The 23,609-nt window shown below is 67.4% G+C and carries 24 protein-coding genes; 15 read left to right on the forward strand and 9 right to left on the reverse strand.

The annotated features are described in order from the left end of the window. Positions 1–11: 11 nt before the first annotated feature. Genes nuoI through nuoN form a run of 6 tightly spaced genes read left to right on the forward strand, consistent with a single transcriptional unit; the run spans position 12 to position 6,252 of the window. Complete coding sequence (gene nuoI / locus LMJ29_RS03720) at positions 12–560, forward strand: NADH-quinone oxidoreductase subunit NuoI (protein ID WP_229604162.1); 549 nt, start codon at positions 12–14, stop codon at positions 558–560. A gap of 13 nt (positions 561–573) precedes the next feature. Beyond that, the gene (gene nuoJ / locus LMJ29_RS03725) at positions 574–1,083 is read left to right on the forward strand and encodes an NADH-quinone oxidoreductase subunit J (RefSeq protein WP_229604164.1); all 510 of its coding nucleotides are present in this window, start codon (positions 574–576) and stop codon (positions 1,081–1,083) included. Then, positions 1,080–1,388 carry an NADH-quinone oxidoreductase subunit NuoK gene (gene nuoK, locus LMJ29_RS03730; RefSeq protein ID WP_136489958.1) on the forward strand — a complete coding sequence of 103 codons (309 nt, stop codon included), beginning with the start codon at positions 1,080–1,082 and terminating at the stop codon, positions 1,386–1,388. The genes nuoJ and nuoK overlap by 4 nt, the downstream gene beginning before the upstream one ends. Beyond that, positions 1,385–3,235, forward strand: a complete 1,851-nt coding sequence (nuoL, locus tag LMJ29_RS03735; RefSeq protein ID WP_229604166.1) for an NADH-quinone oxidoreductase subunit L — start codon at positions 1,385–1,387, stop codon at positions 3,233–3,235. Before nuoK ends, nuoL begins: the two co-directional genes overlap by 4 nt. 15 nt (positions 3,236–3,250) lie before the next feature. Further along, the gene (nuoM, locus tag LMJ29_RS03740) at positions 3,251–4,780 is read left to right on the forward strand and encodes an NADH-quinone oxidoreductase subunit M (protein WP_229604168.1); all 1,530 of its coding nucleotides are present in this window, start codon (positions 3,251–3,253) and stop codon (positions 4,778–4,780) included. An 8-nt stretch (positions 4,781–4,788) separates the two neighbouring features. Beyond that, a complete protein-coding gene (gene nuoN, locus LMJ29_RS03745) occupies positions 4,789–6,252 on the forward strand; it encodes an NADH-quinone oxidoreductase subunit NuoN (RefSeq protein ID WP_229604169.1) in 1,464 nt (487 codons plus the stop codon). Positions 6,253–6,447: 195 nt separating this feature from the next. On the opposite strand, the gene LMJ29_RS03750 is transcribed toward nuoN, so the two are convergent. The 5 genes from LMJ29_RS03750 to rplU form a co-directional block, all read right to left on the reverse strand. After that, positions 6,448–6,897, reverse strand: coding sequence for a CreA family protein (locus tag LMJ29_RS03750; RefSeq protein WP_229604373.1), 450 nt, complete (start codon positions 6,895–6,897; stop codon positions 6,448–6,450). A gap of 35 nt (positions 6,898–6,932) precedes the next feature. Continuing rightward, positions 6,933–8,051, reverse strand: a complete 1,119-nt coding sequence (gene proB / locus LMJ29_RS03755; protein ID WP_229604170.1) for a glutamate 5-kinase — start codon at positions 8,049–8,051, stop codon at positions 6,933–6,935. A 57-nt stretch (positions 8,052–8,108) separates the two neighbouring features. Continuing rightward, entirely contained in the window at positions 8,109–9,329 is a 1,221-nt protein-coding gene (gene cgtA, locus LMJ29_RS03760; RefSeq protein WP_229604171.1) for an Obg family GTPase CgtA, read from the reverse strand. A 99-nt stretch (positions 9,330–9,428) separates the two neighbouring features. Then, positions 9,429–9,686: a 50S ribosomal protein L27 gene (rpmA, locus tag LMJ29_RS03765; RefSeq protein ID WP_229604172.1), complete on the reverse strand. Its 258-nt coding sequence runs from the start codon at positions 9,684–9,686 to the stop codon at positions 9,429–9,431. A gap of 27 nt (positions 9,687–9,713) precedes the next feature. After that, positions 9,714–10,025 (reverse strand): 50S ribosomal protein L21, encoded by a 312-nt coding sequence (rplU, locus tag LMJ29_RS03770; protein WP_229604173.1) that lies wholly within the window; start codon positions 10,023–10,025, stop codon positions 9,714–9,716. A gap of 240 nt (positions 10,026–10,265) precedes the next feature. Between rplU and LMJ29_RS03775 the strand changes: the two genes are divergently transcribed. Next, positions 10,266–11,234, forward strand: a complete 969-nt coding sequence (locus LMJ29_RS03775) for a polyprenyl synthetase family protein (RefSeq protein ID WP_229604174.1) — start codon at positions 10,266–10,268, stop codon at positions 11,232–11,234. A gap of 89 nt (positions 11,235–11,323) precedes the next feature. Here the strand turns inward: LMJ29_RS03775 and LMJ29_RS03780 are convergent, their stop codons facing one another. Continuing rightward, the gene (locus tag LMJ29_RS03780) at positions 11,324–11,941 is read right to left on the reverse strand and encodes an FKBP-type peptidyl-prolyl cis-trans isomerase (RefSeq protein WP_229604175.1); all 618 of its coding nucleotides are present in this window, start codon (positions 11,939–11,941) and stop codon (positions 11,324–11,326) included. A gap of 426 nt (positions 11,942–12,367) precedes the next feature. On the opposite strand from LMJ29_RS03780, the gene LMJ29_RS03785 reads away from it, so the two are divergent. The 5 genes from LMJ29_RS03785 (at position 12,368) to LMJ29_RS03805 (ending at position 16,391) form a co-directional block, all read left to right on the forward strand. Beyond that, positions 12,368–13,372: a hypothetical protein gene (locus LMJ29_RS03785; RefSeq protein ID WP_229604176.1), complete on the forward strand. Its 1,005-nt coding sequence runs from the start codon at positions 12,368–12,370 to the stop codon at positions 13,370–13,372. 3 nt (positions 13,373–13,375) lie between these two features. After that, entirely contained in the window at positions 13,376–13,900 is a 525-nt protein-coding gene (locus tag LMJ29_RS03790; RefSeq protein WP_229604177.1) for a GTP-binding protein, read from the forward strand. Between the two features lie 8 nt (positions 13,901–13,908). Next, a complete protein-coding gene (locus tag LMJ29_RS03795; protein ID WP_229604178.1) occupies positions 13,909–14,346 on the forward strand; it encodes a roadblock/LC7 domain-containing protein in 438 nt (145 codons plus the stop codon). Then, entirely contained in the window at positions 14,346–14,753 is a 408-nt protein-coding gene (locus LMJ29_RS03800) for a roadblock/LC7 domain-containing protein (RefSeq protein WP_229604179.1), read from the forward strand. Before LMJ29_RS03795 ends, LMJ29_RS03800 begins: the two co-directional genes overlap by 1 nt. Positions 14,754–14,849: 96 nt before the next feature. Next, on the forward strand, positions 14,850–16,391 hold the full coding sequence (locus LMJ29_RS03805; RefSeq protein WP_229604180.1) for a metallophosphoesterase family protein: 1,542 nt from the start codon (positions 14,850–14,852) through the stop codon (positions 16,389–16,391). 56 nt (positions 16,392–16,447) lie between these two features. Here LMJ29_RS03805 and LMJ29_RS03810 read toward each other — a convergent pair whose 3' ends face one another. The 3 genes from LMJ29_RS03810 to LMJ29_RS03820 form a co-directional block, all read right to left on the reverse strand. Then, the gene (locus LMJ29_RS03810) at positions 16,448–16,942 is read right to left on the reverse strand and encodes a TIGR00645 family protein (protein WP_229604181.1); all 495 of its coding nucleotides are present in this window, start codon (positions 16,940–16,942) and stop codon (positions 16,448–16,450) included. 169 nt (positions 16,943–17,111) lie between these two features. Continuing rightward, positions 17,112–17,447: a PA4575 family protein gene (locus LMJ29_RS03815; RefSeq protein ID WP_229604182.1), complete on the reverse strand. Its 336-nt coding sequence runs from the start codon at positions 17,445–17,447 to the stop codon at positions 17,112–17,114. Between the two features lie 226 nt (positions 17,448–17,673). Continuing rightward, positions 17,674–20,151, reverse strand: coding sequence for a Lon protease family protein (locus tag LMJ29_RS03820; protein WP_229604183.1), 2,478 nt, complete (start codon positions 20,149–20,151; stop codon positions 17,674–17,676). 257 nt (positions 20,152–20,408) lie between these two features. Between LMJ29_RS03820 and LMJ29_RS03825 the strand changes: the two genes are divergently transcribed. The 3 genes from LMJ29_RS03825 to LMJ29_RS03835 all read left to right on the forward strand — a co-directional run bounded on the left by LMJ29_RS03825 (position 20,409) and on the right by LMJ29_RS03835 (position 23,239). Further along, positions 20,409–20,909, forward strand: coding sequence for a GreA/GreB family elongation factor (locus LMJ29_RS03825; RefSeq protein WP_229604184.1), 501 nt, complete (start codon positions 20,409–20,411; stop codon positions 20,907–20,909). A gap of 287 nt (positions 20,910–21,196) precedes the next feature. Next, positions 21,197–22,837, forward strand: a complete 1,641-nt coding sequence (locus LMJ29_RS03830; RefSeq protein ID WP_229604185.1) for a diguanylate cyclase — start codon at positions 21,197–21,199, stop codon at positions 22,835–22,837. Positions 22,838–22,933: 96 nt separating this feature from the next. Further along, positions 22,934–23,239: a DUF6156 family protein gene (locus tag LMJ29_RS03835; RefSeq protein ID WP_229604186.1), complete on the forward strand. Its 306-nt coding sequence runs from the start codon at positions 22,934–22,936 to the stop codon at positions 23,237–23,239. Positions 23,240–23,609 lie beyond the last annotated feature (370 nt).

The following is a 23,609-nucleotide window of genomic DNA, read 5'->3' on the forward strand; positions in this document are numbered from 1 at the left end:
GAAAACACGCCATGTTCAAATACATTCTGGATGTCCTGCACGGTACCTGGACCCAGCTGCGCAGCCTGGTGATGGTGTTCTCCCACGCCTTCCGCAAGCGCGACACCCTGCAATATCCCGAGGAGCCCGTGTACCTGCCGCCGCGCTACCGCGGCCGCATCGTGCTGACCCGCGACCCCGACGGCGAGGAGCGCTGCGTAGCCTGCAACCTGTGCGCGGTAGCCTGCCCGGTAGGCTGCATCTCGCTGCAGAAGGCCGAGCAGGAAGACGGTCGCTGGTATCCCGAGTTCTTCCGCATCAACTTCTCGCGCTGCATCTTCTGCGGCCTGTGCGAGGAGGCCTGCCCGACCACCGCGATCCAGCTCACCCCGGATTTCGAGATGGCCGAGTACAAGCGTCAGGACCTCGTCTACGAGAAGGAAGACCTCTTGATCTCGGGCCCGGGCAAGAACCCGGACTACAACTTCTACCGCGTCGCCGGCATGGCCATCGCCGGCAAGCCCAAGGGCGCCGCGCAGAACGAGGCCGAGCCGATCAACGTGAAAGGCCTGCTGCCTTAAGGACGGAAGAACGATGGAATTCGCCTTCTACTTCGCCGCCGGCGTGGCTGTGGCATCCACCCTGCGGGTGATCAGCCACACCAACCCGGTGCATGCCCTGCTCTATCTGGTGGTCTCGCTGCTCGCCGTATCGATGACCTTCTTCGCCCTCGGCGCGCCCTTCGCCGGCGTGCTGGAGATCATCGTCTACGCCGGCGCCATCATGGTGCTGTTCGTCTTCGTGGTGATGATGCTCAACCTCGGCCCGGCCACCGCCGAGCAGGAACGCGCGTGGCTCAAGCCCGGCCTGTGGGTCGGTCCCGGCCTGCTCTCCGCCGCCCTGCTCGCCCTGCTGCTCTACGTGCTGCTGGGCGGCAGCGGCGACGCGGCCATCGGCACCGAGACCATCGACGCCAAGGCCGTCGGTGCCCACCTGTACGGTCCCTACCTGCTGGCGGTGGAACTCGCCTCCATGCTGCTGCTGGCAGCGCTGGTAGCCGCCTACCACCTCGGTCGCCCGGAAGCCAAGGAGCCCACCGCATGAATGCGATTCCCATGGAGCACGGCCTGGCCCTGGCCGCCGTGCTGTTCAGCCTGGGCCTGGTCGGCCTGATGGTGCGGCGCAACATCCTGTTCGTGCTGATGAGCCTGGAAGTGATGATGAACGCCTGCGCGCTGGCCTTCGTGGTCGCCGGCAGCCGCTGGATCCAGCCCGACGGCCAGATCCTGTTCATTCTGGTGATCACCCTGGCCGCCGCCGAGGCCAGCATCGGCCTGGCGATCCTGCTGCAGCTGCATCGCCGCTTCCATACCCTCGATATCGACGCTGCCAGCGAGATGCGCGGATGAACCTATTATTCCTCACCTGTCTGTTCCCGCTGCTCGGCTGGCTGCTGCTGGCCTTCTCCCGCGGCCGTTTCTCCGAGAACCTGGCGGCGCTGATCGGCGTCGGCTCGGTCGGCCTGTCGGCGCTCACCGCCGCCTGGGTGATCTGGCAATTCAACGTCGCGCCGCCCGAAGGCGGCGTGTTCACCCAGGTCCTCTGGCAGTGGATGAACGTCGCCGGCTTCGCGCCGAGCTTCACCCTGTATCTGGACGGCCTGTCGGTCACCATGCTCGGCGTGGTCACCGGCGTCGGCTTCCTGATCCACCTGTTCGCCAGCTGGTACATGCGCGGCGAGGAGGGCTACTCGCGCTTCTTCGCCTACACCAACCTGTTCATCGCCAGCATGCTGTTCCTGGTGCTGGGCGACAACCTGCTGTTCCTGTACTTCGGCTGGGAAGGCGTGGGCCTGTGCTCGTACCTGCTGATCGGCTTCTACTTCAAGGAAGTCAAGAACGGCAACGCGGCGCTCAAGGCGTTCATCGTCACCCGCATCGGCGACGTGTTCATGGCCATCGGCCTGTTCATCCTGCTGCTGAATCTGGGCACTCTGAACATCCAGGAGCTGCTGGTGCTGGCGCCGCAGAAGTACGTGGCCGGTGACACCTGGCTGTGGCTGGCCACCCTGATGCTGCTCGGCGGCGCGGTCGGCAAGTCCGCCCAGCTGCCGCTGCAGACCTGGCTGGCCGACGCCATGGCCGGCCCGACCCCGGTCTCGGCGCTGATCCACGCGGCGACCATGGTCACCGCGGGCGTCTACTTGATCGCCCGTACCCACGGCCTGTTCCTGCTCACCCCCGATATCCTCGAGCTGGTCGGCATCGTGGGCGGCGTGACCCTGGTGCTGGCCGGCTTCGCCGCCCTGGTGCAGACCGACATCAAGCGCATCCTCGCCTACTCGACCATGAGCCAGATCGGCTACATGTTCCTCGCCCTCGGCGTCGGCGCCTGGGATGCGGCGATCTTCCACCTGATGACCCACGCCTTCTTCAAGGCCCTGCTGTTCCTCGCCTCGGGCTCGGTGATCAACGCCTGCCACCACGAGCAGAACATCTTCAAGATGGGCGGCCTGTGGAAGAAGCTGCCGCTGGCATACGCCAGCTTCATCGTCGGTGGTGCTGCGCTGGCCGCCCTGCCGCTGGTCACCGCCGGCTTCTACTCCAAGGACGAGATCCTCTGGGAAGCCTTCGCCAGCGGTCATAGCGGCCTGCTCTACGCGGGCCTCGCCGGCGCCTTCCTGACCTCGATCTACACCTTCCGGCTGATCTTCATCGCCTTCCACGGCGAGGCGAAGACCGAGGCGCACGCAGGTCACGGCATCGCCCACAACCTGCCGCTGGCCACGCTGATCGTGCTGTCGACCTTCGTCGGCGCGCTGATCACCCCGCCGCTGGCCGGCGTGCTGCCGGAAAGCGTCGGCCATGCCGGCGGTGAGGCACAGCACAGCCTGGAGCTGCTGTCCGGCGCCATCGCGGTGCTCGGCATCGTCATCGCCGCGCTGCTGTTCCTCGGCAAGCGCAGCCTGGTGACCAGCGTCGCGCAGAGCGCCCCGGGCCGCTTCCTCGGCGCCTGGTGGTACGCCGCCTGGGGCTTCGACTGGCTGTACGACAAGCTGTTCGTCAAGCCCTACCTGCTGCTCTGCCGCCTGCTCGGCCACGACCCGGTCGACGTCAGCATCGGCGTGCTGCCGCTGCTCGCCCGCGGCGGCCACCTCGCCCTGCGCCAGAGCCAGACCGGCAACCTGCGCTGGTACGCCACCTCCATCGTCGGCGGGGCCGTGTTCGTGCTCGCTGCCCTTCTGCTTCTGAATTAAGGAAAACGGCCCGTCATGATTCTGCCCTGGCTAATCCTGATTCCCTTCATCGGCGGTCTGCTGTGCTGGCAGGCCGAGCGTTTCGGCGCCGTCCTGCCGCGCTGGATCGCGCTCATCAGCATGACCCTGCTGTTCGCCCTCGGCCTCGACCTGTGGGCCAGCGCCAACTTCAGCCTGGCCCCGGCGCCGGGCGGCGCACCGGCCTGGGCCCTGGAGTTCCAGACCCCGTGGATCGAGCGCTTCGGCATCTCCATCCACCTGGCGCTGGACGGCCTGTCGGTACTGATGGTGACCCTCACCGGTCTGCTCGGCGTGCTCTCGGTGATCTGCTCGTGGAAGGAAATCAGCAAGCGCGTCGGCTTCTTCCACCTCAATCTGCTGTGGATCCTCGGCGGGGTGGTCGGCGTGTTCCTCGCCATCGACCTGTTCCTGTTCTTCTTCTTCTGGGAAATGATGCTGGTGCCGATGTACTTCCTCATCGCGCTCTGGGGTCATAGCGGCAGCAGCGGCAAGAGCCGCATCACCGCCGCCACCAAGTTCTTCATCTACACCCAGGCCAGCGGCCTGATCATGCTGGTGGCGATCCTCGCCCTGGTGCTGATCCACTACGGCCAGAGCGGCGTGCTGACCTTCGCCTACGCCGACCTGCTGCAGACCGACCTGCCTGCCGGCACCGAGTACCTGCTGATGCTCGGCTTCTTCGCCGCCTTCGCGGTGAAGTTCCCGGTGGTACCGGTGCACTCCTGGCTGCCCGATGCCCACGCCCAGGCGCCGACCGCCGGCTCCGTGGACCTGGCCGGCATCCTGCTGAAGACCGCCGCCTACGGCCTGCTGCGCTTCGCCCTGCCGCTGTTCCCCAACGCCTCGGCGGAGTTCGCGCCGATCGCCATGGGCCTGGGCGTGTTTGCCATCGTCTACGGCGCCCTGCTGGCCTTCGCGCAGACCGACATCAAGCGCCTGGTCGCCTACTCCAGCGTGTCGCACATGGGCTTCGTGCTGATCGCCATCTACTCCGGCAGCCAGATGGCCCTGCAGGGCGCGGTGGTGCAGATGATCGCCCACGGCCTGTCGGCCGCTGCGCTGTTCATCCTCTGCGGCCAGATGTACGAGCGCATGCACACCCGCGACTTCCGCGCCCTCGGCGGCCTGTGGGCACGCATGCCCTGGCTGCCGGCGATCAGCCTGTTCTTCGCCGCCGCGGCGCTGGGCCTGCCCGGCACCGGCAACTTCGTCGGCGAGATCCTGATCCTGCTCGGTACCTTCCAGATCAAGCCTTGGATCGCCGTGCTGGCCGCCACCGGCCTGGTGTTCGGTTCGGTCTACTCGCTGTGCATGATCCACCGCGCCTACTTCGGCCCGGCCAAGGCGGAAACCGCCGTGCCCGGTCTGAATGCCCGCGAACTGGTCATGGTGCTGGGCCTGGCCGTGCTGCTGATCCTGCTCGGCGTCTACCCGCAGCCGGTGCTCGACACCTCGGCCGCCAGCATGCAGGGCGTGCAGCAGTGGCTGGGCGGCGCCCTCTCCCAACTTGAATCGGCACGGTAAGTCACGTCATGGAATTCACCACTCAACACCTGACCGCCCTGCTGCCGCTGCTGATCACCGGCGCCACCACCATCGTGGTGATGCTGGCGATCGCCTGGCGGCGCCATCACGGCCAGACCTTCCTGCTCTCGGTGGCCGGTCTCAACCTGGGCCTGCTGGCGATCATTCCGGCTCTCGGCGTCACCCCGCTGGAGGTGACCCCGCTGCTGCGCATCGATGACTTCGCCTGCTACTACCAGGCGCTGATCCTCGCCGCCACCCTGGCCTGCATCACCCTGACCCACGCCTACCTGGGCGGGGCCTCGGGCAAGGGCTACCCGGGCAACCGCGAGGAACTGTACCTGCTGATGCTGCTGGCCTGCGCCGGCGGCCAGGTGCTGGTCAGCGCGCAGCACCTGGCCGGGCTGTTCATCGGCCTGGAGCTGCTGTCGGTACCGACCTACGGCCTGATCGCCTACGCCTTCTTCAACCGTCGTTCGCTGGAGGCCGGCATCAAGTACATGGTGCTGTCCGCCGCCGGCTCGTCCTTCCTGCTGTTCGGCATGGCCCTGCTGTACGCGGACGCCGGCAGCCTGAGCTTCGCCGGCATCGGTACCAGCCTGGCCGTCGGCGGCGAAGCCCCCAGTCAGCTGGCGCAGCTCGGTGTCGGCATGATGCTGATCGGCCTGGCCTTCAAGCTGTCGCTGGCGCCCTTCCACCTGTGGACCCCGGACGTCTACGAGGGCGCCCCGGCGCCGGTGTCGGCGTTCCTCGCCACCGCCAGCAAGGTTGCCGTGTTCGCCGTGCTGCTGCGCCTCTACCAGCTCTCCCCGGCCTTCGCCGAAGGCTGGCTGGGCCAGCTGCTCGGCCTGCTGGCGATCCTCTCGATCCTGGTCGGCAACCTGCTGGCGCTGCTGCAGAACAACCTCAAGCGCCTGCTCGGCTACTCGTCGATCGCCCACTTCGGCTATCTGCTGGTCGCCCTGATCGCCAGCAAGGGCCTGGCCACCGAGGCCATCGGCGTCTACCTGTTCAGCTACGTGCTGACCAGCCTGGGCGCCTTTGGCGTGATCACCCTGATGTCGACCCCCTACCAGGGCCGCGACACCGACGCGCTGTTCGAGTACCGCGGCCTGTTCTGGCGCCGTCCGTACCTGGCCGCGGTGCTGGCGGTGATGATGCTGTCGCTGGCGGGCATCCCGCTGACCGGCGGTTTCATCGGCAAGTTCTTCGTCATCGCCGCGGGCGTCGAGGCGCAGCTGTGGTGGCTGCTCGGCGCACTGATCCTCGGCAGCGCGATCGCCGTCTACTACTACCTGCGCGTGATGGTCAGCCTGTTCCTGGTCGAGCCCAGCCTGCAGCGCCGCGATGCGCCGCAGCACTGGGCCCAGCAGACCGGCGGCCTCATGCTGCTGGCGGTGGCCGGCCTGACCCTGCTGCTCGGCGTCTACCCGCAGCCGCTGCTGGCGCTGGTGCAGCAAGCCGGCTTCTGAGGCAGACAGCGGGGCATGAAAAAAGCCGGTCGGGGCAACCCGACCGGCTTTTTTGTTGCTGCTGCCTACGTAGGGTGGGTCAGCCGCGCAGCGGCGTAACCCACCATCGATGCCGCCGGCATCGCCATGGCCGGTCTGGCGGCCGGCTCGGTGGGTTACGGCCTGCGGCCTAACCCACCCTACGCAATCACGGAATCAGTTTGCCGTCTTCGGCCACGGCAGGATCGGAATGGCGGTCACCGAGTTCTGCGGACTGCCCTCGATGACGCGGTCGCTGTAGACCATGTACACCAGCGTATTGCGCTTCTTGTCGAGGAAGCGCACCACCTGCATGGTCTTGAATACCAGCGAGGTGCGCTCCTTGAACACCTCCTCGCCGTCCTCGAGCGTATCGAGGAAGCGGATCGGACCGACCTGACGACAGGCGATCGACGCCTCGGCACGGTCCTCGGCCAGACCCAGGCCGCCCTTGATGCCGCCGGTCTTGGCCCGCGACAGGTAGCAGGTCACCCCCTCCACCTTGGGATCGTCGAAGGCCTCGATGACGATCTTGTGGTTGGGGCCGAGCAGCTTGAACACCGTCGACACCTCGCCGACGGTCTCGGCCTGCGCACCAGCGGCCAGCAGCGCCAAGGCGGCGGCCATCGGCCGGAGCAGTTTCCTTGCGGTCATGGTCGTCCTCATACCAGCACCAGATTGTCGCGATGGACCAGCTCGGGCTCCTCGAGGTAGCCGAGCACCTGCTCGATGGCTTCGGTGCCCAGGCCGATGATGCGCTGGGCGTCGGCTGCATTGTAGTTGACCAACCCCCGAGCCACTTCACGGCCGTCGGGGCCCAGGCAGGCGACCATCTCGCCGCGCCGGAAGCTGCCCTCCACCGCGGTGACGCCCACCGGCAGCAGGCTCTTGCGCTGCTCGACCAGGGCGCGTACCGCGCCGGCATCCAGGCTCAGGGTGCCGCGCATCTGCAGATGCCCGGCCAGCCACTGCTTGCGCGCCGCGTGGCGGCCGCGCTCGGGCGTCAGCAGGGTGCCGAGGCGCTCGCCGCTCTTGAGGCGATCGAGCACGCGCTCGATGCGCCCGCCGACGATGATGGTGTTGGCCCCGGAGCGCGCCGCCAGCCGGGCGGCGCGCAGCTTGGTCTGCATGCCGCCGCGCCCGAGGGCGCCGCCGGTGCCGCCGGCCACCGCGTCGAGGCCGGGATCGTCGGCGCGCGCCTCGAAGATCAGCTGGGCGTCGGGGTTGTGCCGCGGATCGGCATCGAACATGCCGTCGCGGTCGGTGAGGATCACCAGCAGGTCGGCCTCGACCAGGTTGGCCACCAGCGCGGCCAGGGTGTCGTTGTCGCCGAAGCGGATCTCGTCGGTGGCCACGGTGTCGTTCTCGTTGATCACCGGGATCACGCCGAGGTCGACCAGGGTGCGCAGGGTGCTGCGCGCGTTGAGATAGCGCTTGCGGTCGGAGAGGTCGTCGTGGGTCAGCAGCACCTGGGCGGTCTGCAGGCCGTGCTCGGCGAAGCTCGACTCCCAGGCCTGCACCAGGCCCATCTGGCCGACCGCGGCGGCGGCCTGCAGCTCGTGGATGGTGCTAGGTCGCTCGTTCCAGCCCAGCCGGCTCATGCCCGCCGCCACGGCGCCGGAAGACACCAGCACCAGTTCCACCCCGGCGCGCCGCAGCGCCACCATCTGCTCGACCCACACGGCCATGGCGCCGCGGTCGAGCCCCCGGCCGTCGGCGGTCAGCAGCGCACTGCCGATCTTCACCACCCAGCGACGGGCCTTGCTCACCTTCTCACGCATGTTCTGCAACCTTGCACTCGGGCTCGAGGGGCCGGACGGCCCCTCCTGTCACGGACTTCAGCGGACGTAGATGATCTCCGGACCGTCCTCGTCGTCCTCGTCGTCATCGAAGTCGTCTTCTTCGTATTCCTCGTCGGCGCTGCGCACCCCGGCACGGCGCAGGGCGCGGGCGTCGTCGAGTTCCTGCAGACGGGCGCGGGCCTCGTCCTCGATGCGCTGATCCAGCTCGGCGGCAGCCTCGGCGAACGCCGGTTCTTCGGCCAGGCGCTGGGTACGCTCGTCGATGTAATTCATGATGTCGCCGCACAGCCGCTCGGTGCCTTCGCGCTCCAGCGCGGAGATCACGTAGACCGGGCCCTTCCAGTTGAGGCGCTCGACCACAGCCTTGAGGCGCTCCTCGCGCTCCTCGTCGAGCAGCTGGTCGGCCTTGTTGAGCACCAGCCAGCGGTCACGCTCGGTGAGCGCCGGACTGAAGCGACCCAGCTCATTGATGATCGCCTCGGCGGCGGCAGCCGGGTCGGAACCGTCCAGCGGCGCCATATCCACGAGGTGCAGCAGCAGACGGGTACGCGCCAGGTGCTTGAGGAAGCGGATGCCGAGGCCGGCGCCGTCGGAGGCGCCCTCGATCAGGCCGGGAATGTCGGCGATCACGAAGCTCTTCAGGCGGCCTACGCTGACCACGCCGAGGTTGGGCACCAGGGTGGTGAAGGGATAGTCGGCGACCTTCGGCTTGGCGGCGGACACCGAACGGATCAGCGTGCTCTTGCCGGCATTGGGCATGCCGAGCAGGCCGACGTCGGCCAGCACCTTGAGCTCCAGCTTGAGGTCGCGGGCCTCGCCCGGCTTGCCCGGCGAGGTCTGCCGCGGCGCGCGGTTGGTGCTGGTCTTGTAGCGGGTGTTGCCCAGGCCGTGCCAGCCGCCATGGGCCACCAGCAGGCGCTGACCGTCGACGGTCAGGTCGCCGATGATCTCCTGGGTGCCGGCATCGATCACCGTGGTACCGACCGGCACCGGCAGGGTCAGATCCTCGCCCTTGGCGCCGGTGCAGTCCTTGCTGCGGCCGTTCCCGCCGCGCTGGGCCTGGAAGCGACGGGTGTAGCGGTAGTCCACCAGGGTGTTGAGGTTGCTGTCGGCCTGGAGGTAGACCGAACCGCCATCACCGCCGTCGCCGCCGTCCGGACCGCCCATGGGCATGAATTTTTCACGGCGGAAGCTCAGGGCTCCGTTACCGCCGTCGCCGGCCTGCACGTGAATGGATACTTCATCGACGAATTTCATTGGGCAATGCCTCCCGCGCCTGGCGGGTCATGTGAAGCTTGGGATATTACAAACAAAAAAGCCCTGTCGACAGACAGGGCTTTTTCGGCAAGCGCGTGATCAGTTGGCCACGATGCTCACGTATTTGCGACCGAAGGCACCCTTGGTCTCGAACTTGACCACGCCGTCGATCTTGGCGAACAGGGTGTGGTCCTTGCCCATGCCAACGCCGTAGCCGGCGTGGAACTTGGTGCCGCGCTGACGCACGAGGATGTTGCCGGCAATCGCAGCCTGGCTGCCGTACATCTTCACGCCAAGGCGTTTACTTTCGGAATCGCGGCCGTTACGGGTAGAACCGCCAGCTTTTTTGTGTGCCATGAGTCAATACTCCGGAAAAAGAGGGGATCAGGCCTGGATGCCGGTGATCTTGATTTCGGTGAACCACTGACGGTGGCCCTGACGCTTCATGTGGTGCTTGCGACGACGGAACTTGATGATGCGCACCTTGTCGTGACGGCCTTGGGCGATCACTTCGGCGGTCACCTTGGCGCCTTCGACGACCGGAGCACCGATCTTGACGTCGTCACCGTTGCCGACCAGCAGGACCTGGTCGAAAGCCACGCTTTCACCGGTCGCCACGTCGAGCTTTTCGATCTTGAGGAATTCGCCTTCAGCGACTTTGTACTGCTTGCCGCCGGTAACAATTACTGCGTACATGGGATGTCTCCGTTAGACCTGCTCACCTGGCGCTTTGGTGGAAGAGTTATTGGCCAGCATGGCTGCAGGGCGCCGGAAGGGTCGCCGCTGCATTGCGTAAGGCAGGGAATGCCAGGGAAGTTCGGGCCGGCGATTGTACGCAAGGCTTGGCCTGCAAGCAAGTGCGCCACTGGCTTGCCTTGACAGTGCCGGACCCGGCACCTAGCATGCCGCGCAACTCAAGAGGAGCGCAGTCCGCTGATGGAACCCCAGGCTTTTTATCGCGTGGTGGCCGACGATTTCACCGCCGTCGACGGCATCATTCGCCGCCAGCTCGCCTCCCGCGTCCCTCTGGTGGAGAAGATCGGCGACTATATCACCTCCGCCGGCGGCAAGCGCCTGCGCCCGCTGCTGGTCCTGCTGGCCGGCAACGCTCTGGGGGCGCGCGGCGAGCGCCTCAACCTGCTGGCCGCCACCATCGAGTTCCTGCACACCGCCACCCTGCTGCACGACGACGTGGTCGACAAGTCCGGCATGCGTCGCGGTCGCTCCACCGCCAATGCCCTGTGGGGCAACGCGCCCAGCGTGCTGGTCGGCGACTTCCTCTATGCGCGTTCCTTCGAGATGCTGGTCGAACTCGGCGAGCTGCCGGTGATGCAGGTGCTGGCCAACGCCACCCGGGTGATCGCCGAGGGCGAGGTGCTGCAGCTGTCGAAGATCCGCGACGCCAGCACCACCGAGGAAATCTACATGGAGGTCATCCGCGGCAAGACCGCAATGCTGTTCGAGGCCTCCACCCACAGCGCCGCCCTGCTGGCCGGCGCCAGCGCCGAGCAGGCCGTCGCCCTGCGGACCTTCGGCGACGCTCTGGGCATCGCCTTCCAGCTGGTCGACGACCTGCTCGACTATCGCGGCGACGCCGCCACCCTGGGCAAGAACGTCGGCGACGACCTCGCCGAGGGCAAGCCGACCCTGCCGCTGATCTACACCATGCGCGAAGGCACGCCCGAACAGGCCGCGCTGGTACGCCGGGCCATCCAGCAGGGTGGCATCGAAGACCTGGAAAGCATCCGCGCCGCCGTGGAAGCCGCCGGCGCCCTCGACTATACCGCGCGCCTGGCCCGCGATTTCGCCGCCCGCGCCATCGCCAGCCTCGACGTGCTGCCGGCCGGCGAGTACCGCGATGCGCTGGTGGAGCTGAGCGAGTTCGCCGTCGCACGCACCCACTGAGTTTCCCGCACACGACAAAACGCCCGTCCGGCCTGGCCGCGACGGGCGTTTTTCGTTGCCCGCGCCGACGGCGCGGGAAACCGACTGCCTTACAGGATGTCCAGCAGCTCGACGTCGAACACCAGCACGCTGTGCGGCGGGATGCTGCCGACGGCCTGGGCACCATAGGCCAGCTCGCTCGGCACGTGCAGACGCCACTTGCTGCCGGCGTTCATCAGCTGCAGGGCCTCGACCCAGCCCGGGATCACCCCGCCGACCGGGAATTCCGCAGGCTGGCCGCGCTCGTAGGAGCTGTCGAACACGGTGCCGTCGATCAGGGTGCCGTGGTAGTGGGTGCGCACTTGGTCGTCGGCGCCGGGCTTGGCGCCTTCGCCTGCAACCAGCACTTCGTATTGCAGGCCGGAGGCCAGCACGGTGACGCCCGCGCGCTTGGCGTTCTCGGCCAGGTAGTCGCGACCGGCGGCAGCGGCCGCCTCGGCCTTGGCCGCCTGCTCGGCCTGCATGCGCTCGCGGATCACCTGGAAGCTGGCGGTCAGCGCGTCGTTCGGCACCTGGCTGTCCGCGCCGTTGAAGGCGTCGGCCAGGCCGGCGAGGATGGCGTCGAGGGTCACACCGGGCGGCGGGTTGTCGCGCAGCTGGCCGCCGAGTTGGCGACCGATGCCGTAGCTGACACGGGCTTCGTCGGTGGAAAGGTCGAGTTGGGCCATGGGAACTCCAGGCAAGGGGGTGAAAAAGGTCGGCCAGACTAGCACAGTCTGCCCCCGGCACCGACGCCCTGCTTCGGCGCCCGCCGCCACGGCCTTGCCGCGCGCCGCCGGCGCCACAAGGCAGCAACTCGCCCGGCAGCGCACCGCCAATGGCCACAGGCCTTGCGCTCCTGTCGCCAAACCGACAAGGCGCGGCGCAAACCACCCGCTCCTCTCTGCCCCTGTGCCCTCAGCCCACGCACAACTGCAGCGCCCTGCGAAGGCCGGAATGCCGGCCGGTGGCGCCCGGCTCCCGCGCCGCAATCGCCCCGCGACCCCGGCGGCGAGGCCTGCCGGAAAAGCGAGGCACGGAATCTGCATGTTCGCCCAAGGTGCACATGCCGGTCAGGACTCGGCCAAGCGGCGGCGGCCGCCCCGGAGAAGGTCATGAAGATTTCGATCAGAGTATTCGACAAAGACGAGCAGACGTTCCTGGCGACCCTGATCGGCCAGGCCGCCAAACGCCTCAATCTGGATCTGACCTACACCGACGCCGCCAACGCCGAAGTGGTGTTCGTCAAGGAGGACGAGCCCGGCGCCGGTCTGTTCGCCCAGGCCTGCGCACACCGCCAGGGGCCGATCGCCGTGGTCTATGGCGGCCAGGGCTATTCCTGGTGCCTGGAACGGCCGGCCTCGACCAGAAGCCTCATCGGCCTGCTGCCCCTGCTCTGCGCCAAGCTTCCCGCCGCCGAACTCCTCGACGGGCTCGACGCCGGGGGTCTGGAAGACAGCGCCGAGCTGCCGCGCGGCCTTCTGCCGGTCAAGCATGGCCAGGACTTCCTGCAGCAGGTCGGCGAATTCACCGCCACCGCCGCCGCATGGCGTGCCCGCTTCGGCGGCGATCTGCAGGTGTTCGCCGACCGTGCCCGAGGCTTGGCCTACCTGCCCGAAAGCTATTCCTGGCGCATCCGCGACCTGCTCAGGCTGGCGCTGGCGAGCGAGCGGCCGCAACTGCACCCGCTCGCCGCTGCCGGACTCGGCGACGTTGTCGTCGACATGCACTCCATGCCGCTCGAGGGATTTCTTTGGCTCGCCGCCCAAGAGGCCGAGCCAGAGCCTCCGGGCAATATTTCCCGGGCAATTCTACAGCGCAAGTTCAAACTGAAACGCTGGCCAAGTTTTAGCCGCTTCGAACACAACTCCATGCATATAGTCCTCAGCGGCCAACTAATGAAACAGCCGTCGACCCTCCAGGAACTCTGTAGCCAAAGTGACTGGGCGCCACGCGAAGTTCTCAAGTTCTATAACTCCGCTTGCATGTGCGATCTGCTTCAGTTAGAAGAAGCGACGACGGTTGCAGCACTCGGGACCGGCCCGATCATGCCAGGCATCCCCGCCCGCGCAGAAAAGGCAGGAGTCTTCTCACGGATATTGAGGCGTTTTGCCGGGTGATTCATGGCTGAAATCAAGATCGTGATAACCGGCGCGGTTGGCGCCGGCAAGACCACCGCCATTGGTTCGATCTCCGAAATTCCAGTCGTTTCCACCGATGTGGCCGCCAGCGATGCCGTCAGCGCCTTCAAGGCCTCGACCACGGTCGCCATGGACTATGGCGAGCTGACCCTCGACGACGGCAGCAAGCTGCGGATCTACGGGACGCCCGGCCAGGAGCGCTTCTCGTTCATGTGGGACATCCTCGCCACGGGCGCGCTCGGCTTCGTCATCCTGGTCAACCACAGCAGTCCGACCGCACTGGCGGACCTCGACTTCTATATCAAGCGTTTTCGCAAGAGTATCGACGAGTCGACCATGGCAGTCGGTGTTACCCATATCGGCGACAACCTGTCGAGCATGGCCAAGTACTACGACTACATGAACTCCCAGCATCTGCCATATCCCATCTTTCCCGTCGACGCGCGCAAGGCGGCCGATGTACGACTGATGGTTGAAGCGATGGCATCCATGATTATCTACGAGTGATTCAGCCGATGAATAGCACGCCAGAAATCGTCGATGTTTCCAGGCAGACGATGACCGGAATAATCCGCACGTACGTCAACGAGTTCGTCAAGGACAATGATTTCGTCGTCGCCAGCGTAGTCGTTTCCAGCGATGGCCACCTCGTTGCCGGTGCCCAGAAAAAGGAATATTCGCTGGATCGCCTGTCGGCCCTTGGCAGTACTTTCATGGCGCTCGGCGATTCGCTGGCCGGCGAAGTCGCCATGGGCGGTTGCAAGGATGTCATCGCCGAACTGGACGGCGGCATCGTCGCCTTCATGCATGTGACCCGGAACGTGGCGATCGCCTCCGTCTCCGACTCCAGCCGATCCCTTGGCCTGTTGCTCAGCTCCACGCGCGGCTGCATCGACAGCATCCTCAGGGAATTGAAGTCCCTCCCGAAAACCAAAGAAGAGGCAACCAACTGATGGCTAACCTGGACGATATCTGCAAGAAGGTTCTCACCGAAGTCGACGGCGCCACCGGCTGTGCGGTCGTCGACCTGAGCAACGGCCTGATGCTGGCCAGCGCGCACAATGTCCCGTATTTCTCGCAAACCTACATCGATGCCGTGGCCGCCGCGGCGGTCGAGATGTTCCGCGGCAAGAACATCACCGCGGTGGAGAAGTTGCTGTCGGCCCAGCGTGGAGTTCCGGTCGAGAAGACCATGCAGGAAATCCAGATGACCACCGGCGGCACCTACCACTTCATGTCCGTGGTCCCGGGCAAGGCCGACAGCCTGATGGTCCTGATCACCACCCGCAAGGCCAACCTGGGCATGGGCTGGGCCGCCCTGCGTCGCGGCCTGACCGAAGTGGCCCCGCTCTGCCCGTAACCGCTGCCGCGCCGCCGGAGTCGACCGCGCGGCGCCCCCTTCGCCTCGACGGCGCCGGCTGTGCGCATAGGCGCCGCATCCTGCCGAACCAGGCCCATGCATATCCCCTATCTGGACTCGATTTCGGGCAGCGTCTCGATTCACGCCAGCGACATCCTGGCGCTGCTCGATCAGCCCTGCGACCTCGGCGGCAACTCGACGTTCAAGGGCAAGGTGTCCACCCGCCTATACGCCGATGCCCGCCACGTCCTGAAACTGAAGACGCCCTTCGCCCTGTCCGCCGCCAAGGCCACCGCCTGGTGCCAGGCCCGGCTGAAGCAGGAAAGGCGCTACGCCATCTACCTGCCCAACCGCCACTGGCTGGTGCTGGAGAATGACGACGGCTGCGCGCTGGCCAATGTCAGCGAGCGCCACCCCACGCTGGATAGCGTGCTGCTCGCCCATCTCGAACGCGGCGATACCGACGCCTTCTGCGTCCTGCTGGAAAAGTTCTTCGCGCGCTACTTCGCCTTCTGGAAGGACCACCAGCTGCGCCAGGACGACGGGCCGACCAACTACGTCGTCTTCGGCGAGGAGCTCTACTACGTCGACGACGACATCTACTCGCCCGACCAGCTGGTGTCCCTCGCCCACGGCCTGACCGGCCTGATCCGCCGCCACCCCGCCCTCGACGAGCGCCTGGCAGAGCGCCTCGGGGGTGCCCTGCGTCGGCTGCTGGGTGAGGTGGACACGGTCTATCCGGCGATGCTGGCCGGCCACTTCGACGCCACCTTCGTGCCCGAGGCCCGCCGTCCGGTGCTGCAGTGCCTGAGCGAGGCCGTCCGCGGGCTGGGCGCCGACCCCAGCCCCGCGTCGGTGCCACAAGGCCCCTATGCGCCGCCCGCCGCCGAGGCGCTGCGCGGCCGGCGCATCGCCCTGCTGGCGGACATCCACGCCAACTACCCGGCCCTCCAGGCGGTGCTGCGCGAGCTCGACGGCGAAGGGATCGAGCAGGCCATCGTGCTCGGCGACCTTGTCGGCTACGGCCCGACCCCGGCGGAGTGTCTGCGGGAGCTGCGGCAGCGCGCCTGGCTGTTCCTGCGCGGCAACCACGACCATGCGGCCTTTCTCGGCGTGGCCGGCGAGCGCTTCAACCGCGCAGCGCAGGCCTCGCTCGCCTGGACCGTCGAACGGCTGACCGCTGCCGACCGCCAGTGGCTCGGCGAGCTGCCCTACTGCTGGCGCCACGAGGAGCTCTACGCGGTACACGGAGCCCCCGCCGACGCCTCCTTCATGCATGCCTACGTGTACGCGGCCACCGCCGAACACAACCTCGACAAGCTGCGCGAGCGTGACATCGCCCTGTGCTTCCACGGCCACAGCCATATCCAGGGCAGCTACTTCCGCGATCGGCTGGGCGTCGACCACTTCGTCAAGGGCGGGCGGGTCGAGCTGAAGAAGGGCCACACCTATCTGGTCTGCCCGGGCTCCGTCGGCCTGCCGCGCGACGGCTCGCGCGCCGCGCAGTACGCAGTCTATGACGAGGGTGCGCAGAGCATCGAATTTCGGGAAGTCGCCTATCGGCGGGAGGACTTTCTGCTCGCCGCGAGAACCGCCGGCATGCCGGAAGCGGTCCTGCAGATGCTGGAAAGGCCCTGAGCAGGGCCTTTCCGGAGTGCACCGACGGCGCGCCGAGCGCGCACGGACAGCGCGGATCAGTGGTCGTGCTTGGTCAGCTTGTCCACGTAGGCCATGGCGAAGGCCGAGATCACGAAGGTCATGTGGATGACCACGTACCAGAGCAGCTTGTCGTTGGCGATCTTCTGCGCGTCCATGAACATGCGCAGCAGGTGGATCGAGGAGATCGCCACGATGGAGGCGGCGACCTTGAGCTTGAGCGAGCCGGAATCCATCTTGCCCAGCCAGTCGAGCTTCTCCTTGCCCTCGGCGATGTCGAGCTGGGAGACGAAGTTCTCGTAACCGGAAATCATCACCATCACCAGCAGACCGCCGACCAGCGCCATGTCGATCATCGACAGCAGCATCAGGATCAGCTCGGCCTCCGCCAGCTCGAAGACGTGCGGCAATACGTGGAAGATTTCCTGGAAGAACTTCAGGGCCAGCGCCAGCAGCGCCAGCGACAGGCCCAGGTAGATCGGCGCCAGCAGCCAACGCGCGGCGTACATGGTGGTTTCGATGAGTCGTTCCATGAGACAGGCACAACAATGACCAAAGGAGCGCGGAGTATACCGGCAGCCTCCGGCCTCTGCAGCCGGCCAGCCGCCGCGCTGTGGATAACTATGTGGACGAATTCTGGATGAAATGCGCGGAAGGCTCGCTGGCGCCGCTGCGCCGACCACCGGCGAGCTTGCGACCGGCTCAGGGAACCCAGCGGAAATCCCCGCTGGGGTGACCGCGGCCGGCGTTCTGCCGACGCAGCTCGGCCTGCATGTGCAGGCACCAGATCGAGGGCTCGCCGACGGTGCGGTAGCCCTGGGCGTGCAGGTTGTCGATGATCTCGTGGAGCACGCTTTCCGCCTCGGCGAGGCCGTGGAACGGGCCCTGCGCCTTGACCGCCGATGGTTGGGCCGCATCCAGTCCGGCGGCGCACAAGAGGGTCCACAACCCCTGCCCGCCGGCCAGCGGATGGATCGCGCATTCGATGCGGGTGACGACTCCCGGACTGCGCCGGGTCAGACAGAAGTGACGCGACATGGCGGCGCTCCTTATCAGGGACCTGTATTGATCCTAGTCAAGTGGGGCGGCCATGGGAAGGGGGAAGTTATCCCCGCCAGCTGTGGATAACCTTGTGCATGACACGGGGGCAGATCGAGCTGAGGACACAACGGCGGCCCGGGCGGGCGACTGAGCAAAAAATCGCCAGCCGCCCCGCCGGCCGAGAAGAGCGCCGGGCACGCCCTGGCGCCCCGCCCGGCGACGCTCAGCGCCGGCGCCGCACTTGGCGGGTGGTGCGCTTCCCGGCCGCGGCCGCCGGAGCGGCAGTGGTCGGCGGATGTTCGGCCTTGCCGGCCTCCTCGCCCGCCTCGAGCTCCTCCTCGATCTCGGCGATCTCGCGCAGGCGCTCGACCACCCGCGCGTTGACGCTGCCGGCGGGGAACTGGCCGTGCTCGTCGGGCACGCCCGCCGCCTCGCCGACCAGCAGGCTGAGCGCCTCGTCCACGGTGCGCACCGCGTAGACGTTGAACAGCCCGCCGACTACCGCCTGGATCACCCGCTCGTCGAGCATCAGGTTGCAGACGTTGGCATGCGGAATGATCACCCCCTGCTCGCCGGTCAGGCCGCGCGCCTCGCAGAGACGGAAGAAACCCTCGATCTTCTCGTTGACCCCGCCGACCGCCTGCACCTCGCCGAACTGGTTGATCGAGCCGGTGATGGCGAAGCACTGCTTGAGCGGCGTGCGCGACAGCGCCGAGATCAGCGTGCAGACCTCGCCGAGCGAGGCGCTGTCGCCGTCGACGTAGCCGTAGGACTGCTCGAGGGCGATGCTCGCCGAGATCTCCAGGGGGAATTCCTGGGCGTAGCGGCTGCCCAGGTAGCCGGTGAGGATCATCACCCCCTTGGAGTGGATCGGCTGGCCGAGGCTGACCTCGCGCTCGATGTCGACGATGCCCGAACCGCCCGGGTAGACCGTGGCGGAGATGCGCGCCGGTACGCCGAACGCCGAGTCGCCGACCTCCAGCACGGTCAGGCCGTTGCACTTGCCCATCGCCGCGCCGGCGGTGTCGATCAGGATAACCCCGGCCAGCATGTCGTCGAGGATGCGCGCCGACACCCGGCCGGTGCGCGTGGCCTTGGCGCGCAGCGCGCGCTCTATGTGACCGACGTCGGTCACCGGCTCGCCGGCCAGCTGGCGGATGAAGTCGGCCTCGCTGACCAGCTGGAAGAGGTCGCCGATGCGCGCCGACAGCCGCCCCTGGTGCTCGGCCAGGCGCGCGCTGTAGGTGGCCAGGCGCGCCACCGCGTCGCTGCTCAAGGGCGCCAGGCCCTCCTCGGAGGTGCGCGTCTTCAGCAGCTGGGCGAACTGTTCGAGACTGTCTTCGCCCAGCGGGATGTCCTCGTCGAAGTCGGCCAGCACGCGGAACAGCTCCTGGAAGTCCGGATCGAGCTCCTGCAGCGCGTAGTAGACCTGGCGCGAGCCGACGATCACCACCTTGACCTGCAGCGGGATCAGCTGCGGCGCCAGGGTGACGGTGGCGAGGCGGCCGAGTTCGGCCAGCGGCGATTCCATCTTCAGCTGCCGCGAGTGCAGGGCGCGCTTGAGGGCGTCCCAGACGAACGGCTCGGAGAGCAGCTTCTCCGCCTCGAGGATCAGGTAGCCGCCGTTGGCGCGGTGCAGCGCGCCGGGACGCAGCTGGCGGTAGCTGGTGTACAGGGCGCCCTGGTCGGCGCTGTACTCGATGCGGCCGAACAGGTTGTCGTAGGTCGGGTGCGTCTCGAACACCACCGGCGCGCCGCCATCGAGCGGATGGCCGACCACCAGGCTGGGGCTGTAGAACTCCACCAGCGCCAGGCGCTTCTGCGCATCCGGGCGATTGTCCTCGACCAGCTGGTCGACCGCCGTCTTCAGCAGGTTGATCTGCACCGCCTGCAGCCAGGCGCACACGTCGGCGTTGTCCGCGTAGCGCTGCGACAGCGGGGTGAGCAGCGGCTCCAGGGCCACGGTGATGGTTTCCTCGTTGAGCTGGCGCAGCTGGTTGCTCGACTCGCGCTTCCACTGCGGCAGGCCGGCGAGTTCCTCGTTAAGGCACTCCTCGAGGGTGGCGATGTCGGCGTGGAAGCGCTCGCGCTCGGCCTCCGGCAACTGGGCGAAGTCGGCCTCGTCGAGCGCCTTGCCCTCCTTCATCGGCGTGAAGGCGATATTGGTGCTGTCGCGATACAGGGCGACGTCCTTCTCCAGGGCCAGCTTCTCGATCACGTCGAGGGCGCGGTCGTAGCGCTGGTTGAAGGTGCGGTCGATGGCGCTCTTCTTCTGCTGGTAGGCGGGCGTCTCGAAGGCCGCGGGGAAGGTGGCCAGCAGGTTGTCGATCAGTTGCTCGACGTCGGCCACCAGCGCCTGGGCATGTCCCGAGGGCAGACGCAGCGCGCGCGGCTCGCGCGGATCGTCGAAGTTGTTCACGTACAGCCAGTCGCACGGGGTCGCCTGGCGCTTGGCCTCGGCCTTGAGGTAGCGACGCACGAAGGAGAAGCGCCCGGTGCCCGACTCGCCCATGACGAACACGTTGTAGCCGGGGCGCGGCATGGCCACGCCGAATTGCAGGGCGGCGACCGCACGCTCCTGGCCGAGCACGCCGCGGAACGGCTCGAGCTCGTCGGTGCTGTTGAAGGTCAGCTGTTCGGCGTCGAACTGGCTGCTGAGCCGCTCGGGCGGCAGGCGCAGGGATTGCTGGAAATCGGCCATCAAGGAGATCCACAAGAGTGACGGACGGGCACGGCAGGCGGGCGCCGCGCAGCGGCGATCCGATCGACCGCTCGTCGCGGCCGCCACCGGACCGGTTTGTCGCCGATTGTTGACCCGTCCACCCCGATTGACAAGGACAGCGCGCGGCGACGGCCGGCCGCCGACCCGCCAACGCGCGGTTCGTCCCAGCGGTCGTTGGCGGACGCCGGCAAACGCTGCACACTCAGGGTATTCCCGCCCGTTGCAGGAGAACCGCCATGAGTCGAGCCTTCGTCCATGAGGAACTGTCCGCCGAGCAGCCCGAGCAGCCCGTCGAGCGCAGCGTCAGCGACCAGCCCAACTACGTCACGGCCCATGGTCTCGCGCAGCTGGAGGAACGCCTGGCGGCGGCCCAGCAGGCGCTCACCGCCGAGCAGGCGCGCGGCGACGACGCCGATCGCCAGCATCTGGCCGAACTGGAGCGCGATCTGCGCTACCTGCGCCAGCGGCTGCAGAGCGCGCAGGTGGTGCCGCCGGCGATCTCGCGCGACCAGGTGCAGATCGGCAGCCGGGTGGCCTTCGCCGACGCCAAGGGCCACGAGCACGAGGTGCAGCTGGTCGGCGAGGACGAGGCCGATGCCGCCACCGGCAAGATCAACTGGGAATCGCCGCTGGGCCGCGCCCTGCTTGGCGCCGCGCCCGGCGACGAGGTGGTGTGGCGCCGCCCGGCCGGCGACTGGGTGATCGAGATTCTCGAAATCCTGCCGCCGCGCCCGTGAGGGTGGCGCGGCGCGCCCCTCTGCAACGTCCGGTCGGCGCGCACCGCGGATCGGGTGGCGCGGCGCTCGAGGACGGCATGCCGGTCGATGCGGGTGGGCATCGCGGCCGCCGCCCTGTGATGCCGGTCAACCCGGCCATGGCCGACGAAGGGCAGAATTCGCGGGTTCGGTTGCCGTTTTCCGGCAACACAAGTCAGGTAGACTCGCGGATTCACCGCCCTATCGGATCGGGCGAGACCCCAACACCGGCGCGAGACGTCGCGCCATTCAGCCAGGGAAAGGGCAACATGAGCGGTCAAGATGCAGTCCATGGCGCCAGCCTCGAACAACACTTCACCAGACGCCTGATCCAGCAGGCCCGCCAGGTCCTCGACCTGTGGCAGCGCCTGCAGCACGGCGAATGGAGCGCGCCCTACATGGCCGAGCTGGTGGAAACCGCCCAGCGCCTGGGCGCCAGCGCCGAACGCCTGTACCAGGCGGACCACATACAGCTGGCCGGCAGCATCTCCAGCTGCCTGCAGGCGGTGGCCGCCAACCGCGGACGCCTCACCAGCGAACTGATCGCCCAGCTCGACGGCCTGATGCAGCGCCTGGCGCGCACCGGCCTGCGCCGCGGCGACGGCCAGGATGCCGGCATCCTCGCGCAGCTGCGCAAACCCGTGTTCCTCGCCCTCTGCGATGGCGAACGCAGTGCGCGTCTGGTCCGCCAGCTGGAGTTCTTCGGCTTCACCGCGGTGGTGGTGGCCGACGCCGCCGCTCTGCGCCTGGCCATGGCGCGCCGCGCTCCGGCGGCGCTGGTCATGGAGGTCGACTTCGGCGGCGCCGGCGGCGGTCTGCGCCTGGCCGAGGAAGTCCAGGAGGGGCTGGAGCAGGCGCTGCCGGTGCTGTTCTTCAGCGAGCGCGAAGCCGACACGCGCACCCGCCTGGCTGCCGTGCGCGCCGGCGGCCAGGACTTCTTCAGCGGCAGCCTGGACGCCGCGATGCTGCTCGACCGACTCGAGGACCTCACCCGGGGCAGTCAACAGGAGCCGTACCGCGTGCTGATCGTCGACGACTCGCGGGCCCAGGCGACCTTCACCGAGCGCATGCTCAACAACGCCGGCATCATCACCCGCAGCATCACCGACCCGATCCGCGCCATGGCCGCCCTCGGCGAGTTCCAGCCCGACCTGATCATCCTCGACATGTACATGCCCGAATGCCTGGGCACCGAGCTGGCCAAGGTGATCCGCCACCACGAGCGCTACGTCAGCGTGCCGATCATCTACCTGTCCGCCGAGGACGACCTCGACAAGCAGCTCAACGCCATGGGCAAGGGCGGCGACGACTTCCTGACCAAGCCGATCAAGCCGCGCCACCTGATCGCCACCGTGCGCAACCGCGCCGCCCGCGCGCGCAACCTCAAGGCGCGCATGGTGCGCGACAGCCTGACCGGCCTGTACAACCATACCCACATCCTGCAGCTGCTCGAGGACTCCTGCCTGCGCGCCCGGCGCGACCAGCAGCCGCTGTCCTTCGCCATGCTCGATATCGATCACTTCAAGCAGGTCAACGATCGCTACGGCCACCCGATGGGCGACCGGGTGATCAAGAGCCTGGCGCTGTTCCTCAAGCAGCGCCTGCGCAAGAGCGACTACATCGGCCGCTACGGCGGCGAGGAGTTCGCCGTGGTGCTGCCGGATACCGACGCCGCCACCGCCGTACGGGTGCTCGACGAGATCCGCCGGCGCTTCGCCGAACTCAACTTTCCGGCGCAGCCGCAGGACCTGAACTGCACCTTCAGCTGCGGCATCGCCCAGCTGTACGGCGAGCAGGAGGCCAAGGCGCTGGCCAGCGAGGCCGACCAGGCGCTGTACCGCGCCAAGCGCAGCGGGCGCAACCGGGTGCTGGCGGAGGACGAGGAGAACTGCCGGCTGGCCCAGGCCTGAGCGCGCCAGGGGGCCGCACGAGGCTTGCGCCCCTGCCGCGCGCGCCTGCGTTGTGCGATGATCGCGCCGCCCAATAGCCACATGTAAAGCATGGATATGAGCCGCGACACCGCCGCCACCTGCCGCCACTTCGTCACCTACAGCGGCATCCGCCTGCCGCTGAAGCTGGTCAACGAACTCGACGCAGCCGGCCTGCACAACCGCAACACCTTCTTTCGCGGCCACTACGACGCCGACGAGCGCCTGATCCGCGTGGAGAAGCTGGTCTACGGCGAGCGCGAGCTGCAGCACGTCTACGCCTACCACGCCAACGGTGCGCTGCGCCGCGCCGAGATCACCGATGCCGACGACGAAGTGACGGTGCTCGAGTTCGACGAGCAGGGCCTGGCGTTTCCGCGCTGAGCGCCCTTGACGATAGAACCCTCCGCGCTTGCCTGCTCCTGTTGCGAACACGCGACTTGCCGCGCGACAGGCACGCGAAGCGACATGGCGGGGTTGCGACCATTCGCGCTTGCAAGTCTGCTGGCCAGGCGTTGGGCAAGTTTTCCGAAGCACCGTTGGTCAAGTTTGCCTACCACGACACGGAATTCGTCTTGCAGCCGGTATATCGCCTCGCCATAATTACAAAATATTACAAGAGCTATAATTCAGTCCGCTCGAATAGCCGCAGACCCCATGGATCTGCAGCCTCTTCCTCCGCGAAAAGTTGAAGAAGCAATCATTTCCACGGAAGCGGGAATCCAGCAGACCATAGCGCCCGCACTTCGTCTTC

The organism is Pseudomonas oryzagri, from assembly GCF_020831405.1.
GTDB classification, from domain to species: domain Bacteria; phylum Pseudomonadota; class Gammaproteobacteria; order Pseudomonadales; family Pseudomonadaceae; genus Geopseudomonas; species Geopseudomonas oryzagri.

What these genes read in the sequence shown, in the direction of transcription:
- LMJ29_RS03775 (WP_229604174.1), top strand. Translation starts at nt 10,266, where the DNA reads ATGGAACCCCAGGCTTTTTATCGCGTGGTGGCCGACGATTTCACCGCC.
- nuoJ (WP_229604164.1), top strand. Translation starts at nt 574, where the DNA reads ATGGAATTCGCCTTCTACTTCGCCGCCGGCGTGGCTGTGGCATCCACC.
- nuoK (WP_136489958.1), top strand. Translation starts at nt 1,080, where the DNA reads ATGAATGCGATTCCCATGGAGCACGGCCTGGCCCTGGCCGCCGTGCTG.
- LMJ29_RS03785 (WP_229604176.1), top strand. Translation starts at nt 12,368, where the DNA reads ATGAAGATTTCGATCAGAGTATTCGACAAAGACGAGCAGACGTTCCTG.
- rpmA (WP_229604172.1), bottom strand. Translation starts at nt 9,686, where the DNA reads ATGGCACACAAAAAAGCTGGCGGTTCTACCCGTAACGGCCGCGATTCC.
- nuoN (WP_229604169.1), top strand. Translation starts at nt 4,789, where the DNA reads ATGGAATTCACCACTCAACACCTGACCGCCCTGCTGCCGCTGCTGATC.
- cgtA (WP_229604171.1), bottom strand. Translation starts at nt 9,329, where the DNA reads ATGAAATTCGTCGATGAAGTATCCATTCACGTGCAGGCCGGCGACGGC.
- LMJ29_RS03825 (WP_229604184.1), top strand. Translation starts at nt 20,409, where the DNA reads ATGAGTCGAGCCTTCGTCCATGAGGAACTGTCCGCCGAGCAGCCCGAG.
- proB (WP_229604170.1), bottom strand. Translation starts at nt 8,051, where the DNA reads ATGCGTGAGAAGGTGAGCAAGGCCCGTCGCTGGGTGGTGAAGATCGGC.
- nuoL (WP_229604166.1), top strand. Translation starts at nt 1,385, where the DNA reads ATGAACCTATTATTCCTCACCTGTCTGTTCCCGCTGCTCGGCTGGCTG.
- LMJ29_RS03780 (WP_229604175.1), bottom strand. Translation starts at nt 11,941, where the DNA reads ATGGCCCAACTCGACCTTTCCACCGACGAAGCCCGTGTCAGCTACGGC.
- LMJ29_RS03800 (WP_229604179.1), top strand. Translation starts at nt 14,346, where the DNA reads ATGGCTAACCTGGACGATATCTGCAAGAAGGTTCTCACCGAAGTCGAC.
- nuoI (WP_229604162.1), top strand. Translation starts at nt 12, where the DNA reads ATGTTCAAATACATTCTGGATGTCCTGCACGGTACCTGGACCCAGCTG.
- LMJ29_RS03815 (WP_229604182.1), bottom strand. Translation starts at nt 17,447, where the DNA reads ATGTCGCGTCACTTCTGTCTGACCCGGCGCAGTCCGGGAGTCGTCACC.
- LMJ29_RS03810 (WP_229604181.1), bottom strand. Translation starts at nt 16,942, where the DNA reads ATGGAACGACTCATCGAAACCACCATGTACGCCGCGCGTTGGCTGCTG.
- nuoM (WP_229604168.1), top strand. Translation starts at nt 3,251, where the DNA reads ATGATTCTGCCCTGGCTAATCCTGATTCCCTTCATCGGCGGTCTGCTG.
- LMJ29_RS03820 (WP_229604183.1), bottom strand. Translation starts at nt 20,151, where the DNA reads ATGGCCGATTTCCAGCAATCCCTGCGCCTGCCGCCCGAGCGGCTCAGC.
- LMJ29_RS03835 (WP_229604186.1), top strand. Translation starts at nt 22,934, where the DNA reads ATGAGCCGCGACACCGCCGCCACCTGCCGCCACTTCGTCACCTACAGC.
- rplU (WP_229604173.1), bottom strand. Translation starts at nt 10,025, where the DNA reads ATGTACGCAGTAATTGTTACCGGCGGCAAGCAGTACAAAGTCGCTGAA.
- LMJ29_RS03750 (WP_229604373.1), bottom strand. Translation starts at nt 6,897, where the DNA reads ATGGCCGCCGCCTTGGCGCTGCTGGCCGCTGGTGCGCAGGCCGAGACC.
- LMJ29_RS03795 (WP_229604178.1), top strand. Translation starts at nt 13,909, where the DNA reads ATGAATAGCACGCCAGAAATCGTCGATGTTTCCAGGCAGACGATGACC.
- LMJ29_RS03830 (WP_229604185.1), top strand. Translation starts at nt 21,197, where the DNA reads ATGAGCGGTCAAGATGCAGTCCATGGCGCCAGCCTCGAACAACACTTC.
- LMJ29_RS03805 (WP_229604180.1), top strand. Translation starts at nt 14,850, where the DNA reads ATGCATATCCCCTATCTGGACTCGATTTCGGGCAGCGTCTCGATTCAC.
- LMJ29_RS03790 (WP_229604177.1), top strand. Translation starts at nt 13,376, where the DNA reads ATGGCTGAAATCAAGATCGTGATAACCGGCGCGGTTGGCGCCGGCAAG.